We start from the raw sequence: 2565 nt of genomic DNA, 5'->3' as shown, positions 1-2565 counted from the left end.
ACCACTAATCATCCAATAAATGTTAGTTCTGAAATACCTAGTCCTACTGAATGGGTTGAACAACATTATTCTATTGCCAGTTTAATAGATAGTCTCACAGATATACAACAAATATTTTCTCATGGATGTCTATTCCAAGGTAGTGAAGATGGAGAATTAGTGATTGATGATAATCTGAAAGATTCTCTGCGAGAAGAATATGGTCATAAAAATTGGGAGTATTTGGAAAAATATTTACTAAGTAATTGTTGAACATATACAGCAGTTATAGCAATCTCATAGCATTTAGCAGTTAGCTTTCAGTATGAGTTATTAGTTATTAAACTACTGTCTTTATCTGGGGAATTAGTGTTGAGAGGTTGAGCGATAATTAAAAGTATCAATAAAACTTTCTAATAAATTTTAGAATTATGTGCAACTTCACATAAAATTGCTATAAAAATCTGAGAGCTAACCATTAATAGCTATTTGCACAGCATTCCAGCACAGAAATGCTTAAGCAATCTTATTTTAAAAGTTAATTAAGTAGTGGTGCTTTTAGGAATTTCCTAGTTGAGAAAGGGAACAGGAAGTCTATAGTATGTGTAATTAATTTGGTTGATGAAATTAGCAAAAAATTCAGGTATAAAGCCTCTTCATTCATGGATAAAAAAGCGGTCGTTTGCGGAGCATTCCGTAGGATGAGATGGCGAGATTCCCTGGCAATATCCAATCGACCAAGAGAATAAAATAAATCCTTTTAGGTAATCTTCTTCTTTATAAGAAGAGGTAATTAATGGATAATGGATAATGGATAATGGATAATTACCTCTGCTTAAAACCGTACGGGAATTGAATATAAGGAAATATCCTAGCACTTTTTTTATCCTTAAAAGGAAAGGGTTTATACCTTTATTTTTCGGTAATAATTAATTATTAATTGTTGAACTTCCTATTGCTAAAAATATGAAAGTGAACTTCTATAAATCCTAACTTCAAGACAACATTTCCGGCAACCCTACCTTTTTTAATTCCACAAACTTACCTTGAAAATCTACAGCTCGATCCTCTCCAACTCGCCTTGCTTCTGCCAACTCCCGACGAATTTCTGCCCGCTCCATTTTGTCATAAACTCCACCTAATATATAGATAAATAATCTCATCGCTAAATCTCTACCAGCTACCGACATTCGCTTTCTATTAAAATCATATAAAACCCCATACCAAATTGAGTCAGGAAATTCTATTCCACTCAAACCACCATCCACATCATACTTATTTAATTTGTCAAAAACTTCCTCTAAAAAAAAGCCTTTTTTATAAATTAAAATTCCTATAGCTTCAGCAAAAGCAATTTGTCCGACCGGGCGAAATAAAATATGACCTTCTCCTGGTTTTGTCTCAAAACTAAATCTTCTTAATTCTGGAGTTTCAGCACTATTTTCTAATCTAGAATAACTAGGCAAATTAGCCAAATAATCCCAAAATAGCATAAATTCTTTCACTCCCTCTTCTAACTCTTCTTCTTCAGGGCGCATAGGAATTAAACCTTTATCTGAAGGTTTCCAATAGGGATAACGAGGTCTTAAATATCTTTCCGACATTTCTTGCAATGCTTGGAGAGTTGTTAAAACAGTAGACTTAGCTGCCACAGTTGCACTATCCCAATTTATCCTTGAATTTCTACCATCTTTCTCCTTTAAAATAGGATGATAAATTGCTATTTTTCTGGCTACAATAGCAAATCCATCATCCTCATTTAATAATGCTAATTGCCCTTTACTTAATTTGACTGCTGTCAGATTTACATGAGCAAAAACTGACCTAACTCTCCGTCGCGCTTGTGCTCTTGTCTCTCCTTTGACTACTGCTGGAATAAATTCTATGCCTATTTGTTCGTAGGCTAATTTTTGTAGTTCTGGTAATTCAATATGATTAATTTCGGTTAAATCATCAATAGTAATTGCTGCACTTACTGGCTTCTTTTGTTTGTTATATCTTGGTAATCTACCAGTTTTTATTAATTCCATTAATCCTTGAATTCCCATCAGTCTATGTTGACCGTCTAAGGCAAATACTGCTACTTCTAAACGTAGATCTAATAATCCGACTTTTCCTTCTGAGTCTAGGGGTAAAAAATCAGTTGCAGATTTATTGGCTTCACCATTTTTATTCCATTCTTCTGCTTTGGGGTTATCTACCCAACTGGGGCTAATTACTACTAATACTGCGGGAAATTTATGTGCTTTTCTTGTTGCTAAATATAGGGTTAATGGAGCTTGACGAGACCAGTCTAAAGGTCGTTGTTGAATTTCATCTATTGTTTCTGCATCTCGAATTATGTTGTCAGTTTCCATATCAAATTTTTGCCGAAATAATGGTAGTTGGGAGGCAAAACGTACACGACTATCTAACCATTCTAGGGTGACGGAACCTATGTAAGCTTCTGTGTTTCCCATCATGGTTTTTTGTACTAATAATCTGTCGTCTTTGCCTATGTGTTTGTCTAATAGGATGGCGATCGCTTCTCTTTCTCGATTATCGTTTTCTAAAATTTCTTTTGCTATTTCTGAAGTGGGTTTATTG

The 2565-nt window shown here is 34.3% G+C and carries 2 protein-coding genes; one reads left to right on the top strand and one right to left on the bottom strand.

Annotation, left to right across the window (positions count from 1 at the left end):
• Nucleotides 1–252 (top strand): hypothetical protein (locus tag AFK68_RS36190; RefSeq protein ID WP_094671299.1); only part of this gene is annotated, 252 nt, incomplete at its 5' end.
• A gap of 722 nt (nt 253–974) precedes the next feature.
• Here the strand turns inward: AFK68_RS36190 and AFK68_RS02275 are convergent.
• Nucleotides 975–2565: DGQHR domain-containing protein (locus tag AFK68_RS02275; RefSeq protein ID WP_143437436.1), on the bottom strand; the 1591-nt coding region annotated here is incomplete at its 5' end.

Source organism: Hydrocoleum sp. CS-953 (assembly GCF_002260545.1).
In the GTDB taxonomy this organism is placed as follows: domain Bacteria; phylum Cyanobacteriota; class Cyanobacteriia; order Cyanobacteriales; family Microcoleaceae; genus Trichodesmium.
This window is presented reverse-complemented; position numbering and strand designations above follow the sequence as displayed.